General features: G+C 69.2%; 5 protein-coding genes. 3 read left to right on the forward strand and 2 right to left on the reverse strand.

Translation table 11 applies throughout. The features are described from left to right. Window positions 1-87: 87 nt before the first annotated feature. Together greA and AB4Y86_RS12720 are read right to left on the reverse strand one after the other, a co-directional pair. On the reverse strand, window positions 88-582 hold the full coding sequence (gene greA / locus AB4Y86_RS12715) for a transcription elongation factor GreA (RefSeq protein ID WP_441402584.1): 495 nt from the start codon (window positions 580-582) through the stop codon (window positions 88-90). Window positions 583-796: 214 nt separating this feature from the next. Next, on the reverse strand, window positions 797-1255 hold the full coding sequence (locus tag AB4Y86_RS12720) for a DUF4307 domain-containing protein (protein ID WP_441402585.1): 459 nt from the start codon (window positions 1253-1255) through the stop codon (window positions 797-799). A 111-nt stretch (window positions 1256-1366) separates the two neighbouring features. Between AB4Y86_RS12720 and mca the strand changes: the two genes are divergently transcribed. The 3 genes from mca to AB4Y86_RS12735 form a co-directional block, all read left to right on the forward strand. Continuing rightward, window positions 1367-2272 (forward strand): mycothiol conjugate amidase Mca, encoded by a 906-nt coding sequence (mca, locus tag AB4Y86_RS12725; RefSeq protein ID WP_441402586.1) that lies wholly within the window; start codon window positions 1367-1369, stop codon window positions 2270-2272. Window positions 2273-2348: 76 nt separating this feature from the next. After that, complete coding sequence (locus AB4Y86_RS12730; RefSeq protein ID WP_441402587.1) at window positions 2349-2732, forward strand: hypothetical protein; 384 nt, start codon at window positions 2349-2351, stop codon at window positions 2730-2732. Next, the coding region (locus tag AB4Y86_RS12735; RefSeq protein WP_441402588.1) for a thioredoxin domain-containing protein at window positions 2704-4615 on the forward strand (1912 nt) is incomplete at its 3' end. The genes AB4Y86_RS12730 and AB4Y86_RS12735, both read left to right, overlap by 29 nt.

The raw sequence follows: 4615 nt of genomic DNA on the forward strand, positions 1-4615 counted from the left end.
GCACCAAGTTCTGAGCCGTCCTTAAACGCCGACGCCGACCGTCCCACTGAGGGGAGGGCCGGCGTCGGGGTTTAACCGCAAGTGCAATTAGCCGACGTACGGCTTGGCGGAGAGGATCTCCACCGTGATGTCCTTGCCGTTCGGGGCGGTGTAGCTGAGCTTGTCGCCTTCCTTGTGGCCGACGATGGCCGATCCCAGCGGTGACTTCTCACTGAAGACGTCCAGGTCGGAGTCGCCGGCAATTTCGCGGGAGCCGAGCAGGAACGTTTCTTCGTCGCCGGCGATCTTGGCAACCACGATCATGCCGGGCTCGACGATGCCGTCGTCGGCGGGAGGCTCGCCGACGTGCGCGTCCCGGAGCAGCGCGGTCAGCTGGCGGATGCGCGCCTCGATCTTGCCCTGCTCCTCCTTGGCCGCGTGGTAGCCGCCGTTCTCCTTGAGGTCGCCTTCCTGACGGGCAGCTTCGATCTTCTGAACGATGTCTGCACGGCCGGCGCCGGAGAGGTGGTCCAGTTCTGCCTTCAGGCGGTCAAAAGCTTCCTGGGTAAGCCAAGCTGCAGTTGCGCTGTTGGTGGTCGACACGGACTTCTCCTTTTAGTGGTCAAACAAGCTGGTCAAACAAACTGGTCAAACAAGCAAAGACCCCGCCACGGTGGCCACTTATGGATCTCAGTAACCAACTCAGCGGGGCAGAGGTATTGATCCATTGTAGTCAATGCTGTGGATAAACCCAAGAACGGCTGCGGTGCAGATCACACCGTGTTACGCCGGGAGCCGCTTCCCGCGGGGGGATGCCTTACTTCGACGCGGCCGGGATCCAACAGCCGTCGACGACGGCGGACACGGACTGTGATTCGGTGCGCAGCGTGGTCCGGTGCACCGTCGTGCGGCCGCCGTCGGCGCCGTCCTCGGCCGCGTTGGGACCGATGTCCACGACCTTCCAGCCAACCACGGCGAACTTGGAGTCCAGGGCCTTGACCGCGCACTTGGCGGCCGTGCCGGGATTCTTGATGACCTGGAAATCGATCTCGGCCGAGGTGGCGTCCGGGGTGCTGTAGCCAAGGTCCTTGAAGCTGACCGATTCGGTGGCCGCCGACGTCGAGACCCACGCCAGGAAGCCGATTCCGACCGCGACGCCGGCGACCAGAACGGCCCGCCGCGTCTTGCCGCTCAGCGCACGCTTTTGACCGCCGTAACGATTGGCTAGGCTGGTAGGTGCCGGCGCGGGCGGGGCAGGCTGCTCCTCGGAAGTCACCAATCCAGTTTAGTGTGGATCGGGCGTGCGAAAGTCCGCACTCCCGTTCCGCCCGCGCAGCACCGAATTCGCAGCAGAAAAATCCGCAAGAGAAAGAGGAGCCGTCCGACGATGACAGCGCCCCCCAGCCAGCCGGCTCCGCTCCGGCTCCTAGCCGTCCACGCCCACCCCGACGACGAGTCCAGCAAGGGTGCCGCGACGATGGCCATGTACGCGGCCGCCGGCGTAGACGTCATGGTGGCCACCTGCACCGACGGTTCCCGCGGCGACATTCAAAACCCCGCGATGGAGAAGGCGCCGCACCCCAAGCGGGACATGGCGGGCGCCCGCCGGCTGGAAATGAACAACGCTGCCCGGGTCCTGGGCATCCGCCAGCGCTGGCTGGGCTTCGTCGACTCGGGGCTGCCCGAAGGCGACCCGCTCCCGCCGCTGCCGACCGGTTCTTTCGCCACCTTGCCGCTGGAACGTGCGGCCGCGCCGCTGGTCCGGCTGGTCCGCGCTTTCAAGCCGCACGTCATCCTCAGCTACGACGAGAACGGGGGCTACCCGCACCCGGACCACATCATGGCGCACCGCGTCGCCGTCGAGGCCTACGAAGCCGCCGGCGACCCGGCGCGGTACCCCGGCACGGGCGCGGCCTGGGAACCCGGCAAGCTTTACTATGACCGGGCCTTCAGCCCGGAACGCTTCCGCGCCTTGCACTATGCGCTTGAGGAAGCCGGCCTGCAGTCACCGTACGCAGAACGGCTCGCGGCCTGGCTGGAGGCCGACGCCGAGGGCCACACGCCGCCGGCGCCCACCCACCCCACCACGACCCAGATCGAGTGCGGGAACTTCTTTGAAGCCCGCGACGACGCCTTGCGCTCCCACCGCACCCAGGTCGATCCGGAGGGCTTTTTCTTCGCTGTCTCGCCGGCGATGCAGCGGCAGACCTGGCCGTGGGAGGACTACTCGCTGATCCAGTCCCGGGTCCAGGCAGACGTGCCCGAAACGGACTTCTTTGCCGGGCTAAGATAGATCCAGCAGGGACTTCTATGCTGCGTAGAAGCAATGGAAGTCCTGCCGAAGATACTCCTCACAGAAGGTTTCCACCGTGCATTCCTTGCTCATCGCCCTGGCGACATCCCCGGCGCCCGCTCCGTCGCCGTCCTTGCGCCCGGGGCTCGACCAGGATCAGGTCACCCCGGGCCTGCTGGGCTTCCTGCTGACCGCATTCATCGTGGTGCTCACCGCGCTGCTGATTGTGGATATGGTGCGCAGGATCCGCCGGGTCCGCTATCGTGCGCAGGTGGAAGAAGAGCGCTCCGAGGCGGATGTCCCTGCGCTTCCCGGGACCGGGCTTCCCGGCGCCGGAGCTCCCGGGGCCGCGCCGCACCGGGCCGGCCTGCATGGCCGGGACGGGAAGCAATGGCCGGCCGCCGGTCGTGCCGATACCCCGCCAGAGGCCAATGGTGACGCCGGCTCCGGGAACCGCTGAGCCCGGCTCCTCCGCTGCTTCGCCCGGTGCGGCCAACGCGCTGGGCGGGGAACCTTCTGCCTACCTCCGCCAGCACGCGGACAACCCCGTGCACTGGCGCCCCTTCGACGATGAGGCGTTCGGCTTCGCCGAGGCCCGCGACGTGCCGGTCTTCTTGTCGATCGGCTACGCGGCGTGCCACTGGTGCCACGTCATGGCCCGGGAGTCCTTCGAGGATCACGACACCGCCGCCTTCCTGAACGCCAACTTCGTCGCCATCAAGGTGGACCGCGAGGAACGTCCCGACGTCGATGCGGTCTACATGGCCGCCACGCAGGCGATCAGCGGCGAGGGCGGCTGGCCGATGTCAGTCTTCCTGCTGCCGGACGGCCGGGCCTTCCACGCCGGCACCTACTATCCGCCCCGGCCCATGCCCGGCCGGCCCTCCTTCCGCCAGGTGCTGGAAGCGGTCCGCGAGGCGTGGCTGGAACGCCGCACCGCCGTCGAAGCGAGTGCCGACGCGCTGGCACGCGGAATTGCCGCCGCGCAGGCCGGCTCCGCCGTCCGGCTGGACGGCCCCGCGCCGGCCCCGGATGCGGCCCTGCTCTCCGCGGCAGTGCGAGAACTGTCCCGCTCCGAGGATGCGGCCGGAGGTTTCGGCGCGGCCCCCAAATTCCCGCCGTCGGCGGTGCTGGAGTTCCTGATCCGGCACGCCGCCGTCGCCTCCGACACGGCGGAGACCGCTCGCGGGCTGGCGGGACGCACGCTCGCCGCAATGGCTCGGTCGGCCTTGTTCGACCAGCTCGACGGCGGCTTTGCGCGCTACTCCGTGACGCGCGACTGGTCCGTACCGCACTTCGAGAAAATGCTCTACGACAATGCCCAGCTGCTGCGCTGCTACGTCCACTGGGTCCGGCTTGGCGGCACGGAAGGGTATACGGCCGAGGAGGCCGCCGCCGTCGCTGGCAGCACCGCGGACTGGATGCTCGCCGCGCTCGGACTCGGCAGCACCGGCCCCGGCGGCGCCGACATTTCGGGGGACTCCGGGGCTCCGGCGGCGCTGGCATCGTCCCTTGACGCGGACACCGTGGTGGACGGGGTGCACTCCGAAGGGGCCAGCTACCTCTGGACACCCGAGGAGCTCAGCGCACTGCTGGGACCCGCGGACGGACATGCCCTCGCACGGATGATGAACGTCCACCCCCGGGGCGCCGTGTCGGAAACCGGTTCGCCGCTGCACCCGGGCCGAAGGCTGGATGGTCCGGACGATGACCTGTGGCGGCGGGCGCGGCCCGTGCTGCTGCGTTCCCGGACGGCGCGGCCCCAACCTGCCCGGGACGACAAGGTGGTCGCCGGCTGGAACGGACTTGCCATCGCAGCCCTGGCCGAGGCAGGTGCGGTGCTGGACCGGTCCGACCTGCTGGGTGCCGCCGAACGCATCGCAGGCTATCTGGAACGGGTGCACTGGATGCCGGCCCGGGGCGCCGCGCCCGGGCGCCTGGTCCGGGTATCCCACGACGGTGCCGCCCGCGGGATCGGGGGACTCCTCGAGGACTACGCCTTCTGCGCGGAGGGGCTGCTCGCGCTCTATGCCGTGTCCGGGCGGACCCTCTGGTATGAACTGGCCGAGGACATCCTGGCGGCCGCGTGCGCCCAGTTTGCCGCTGGCGGGGAGCTGCGCGACGCGGCCGGGGAATCGGCGCAGGTCTTCAACGCCCAGGGCGGGCGCGACGGGATGGATCCCTTCGACAACGCCACCCCCAGCGGAGCCGCCGGGTTCGCCGGGGCGCTCCTGAGCTACTCCGCGCTCTCCGGCTCCGCGGAACACCGCTCCCTGGCCGGAAATATCCTCGCCCTGCTGCCGCCGCTGGCCACCAACGCACCCCGGGTGGCCGGCTGGCTGC

Origin of the sequence: Arthrobacter sp. 2YAF22_2, assembly GCF_052114645.1 — a bacterium.
GTDB lineage: Bacteria > Actinomycetota > Actinomycetes > Actinomycetales > Micrococcaceae > Arthrobacter.